General features: G+C 64.3%; 2 rRNA genes. Both read right to left on the bottom strand.

The annotated features are described in order from the left end of the window. Positions 1-355 precede the first annotated feature (355 nt). Positions 356-472, bottom strand: a 5S ribosomal RNA gene (rrf, locus tag GTW08_RS28380). Between the two features lie 143 nt (positions 473-615). Beyond that, positions 616-1,017 (bottom strand): 23S ribosomal RNA (locus tag GTW08_RS28375); the annotation flags it as partial.

The raw sequence follows: 1,017 nt of genomic DNA, 5'->3' as shown, positions 1-1,017 counted from the left end.
GCGGCGCTCGCCCGGACGTCCCCGGTCGTCGCGCGCACGGTCGCCGCCGCTGCGGTTGCCCCGGTCGTCGCGACGCGTGCGGTCGTCGCCGTCGCGGCGCCGTCCCCGCTGGTCATCGCCGCGCGACCATCCCGACCCGCTGCGCGAACCGCGCTCCTCGCCTGCCCGGCCGTTGCCGGGACGTTCCCCGTCCGTCACGTGGTCAGGGTACAAACGAACACCGTCACTTCCGCGGTCGGCGACCGCACTGGGCGAACCGGTCCGCACAGAGAGGCGGACACGGCTGCAGACATACGAAAAAGGGGAGTCCACAGCGGCTACTACACCGTTGCGGACTCCCCTTTCAGAGGTTGAATGTCGGCGGCGACCTACTCTCCCACACCCTGGCGAGTACAGTACCATCGGCGCTGGAAGGCTTAGCTACCGGGTTCGGAATGGGACCGGGCGTTTCCCTACCGCAATGACCACCGACAACACTATCCAACTATCACCCCACCCCCCAGAAAACCCCAAGAGGCGGGGGTCGAGCACACAAACCGACCCCACGATCCCCGGATCACCGGGAACATGGACGGTTGTGGACTCAGGGTCACACAGTGGATGCGAACAACTCGTTGTGGCAAGCCCTCGGCCTATTAGTACCGGTCAACTCCACCCCTCACAGGGCTTCCATCTCCGGCCTATCAACCCAGTCATCTACTGGGAGCCTTACCCACTCGAAGGTGGTGGGAGACCTCATCTTGGAACAGGCTTCCCGCTTAGATGCCTTCAGCGGTTATCCCTCCCGAACATAGCCAACCAGCCGTGCCCCTGGCGGGACAACTGGCACACCAGAGGTTCGTCCGTCCCGGTCCTCTCGTACTAGGGACAGCCTTCCTCAAGTCTCCAACGCGCGCGGCGGATAGGGACCGAACTGTCTCACGACGTTCTAAACCCAGCTCGCGTACCGCTTTAATGGGCGAACAGCCCAACCCTTGGGACCTACTCCAGCCCCAGGATGCGACGAGCCGACATCGA

It is taken from the genome of Pseudonocardia sp. SID8383 (genome assembly GCF_009864975.1).
Lineage (GTDB): Bacteria > Actinomycetota > Actinomycetes > Mycobacteriales > Pseudonocardiaceae > Pseudonocardia > Pseudonocardia alni.
This window is presented reverse-complemented; position numbering and strand designations above follow the sequence as displayed.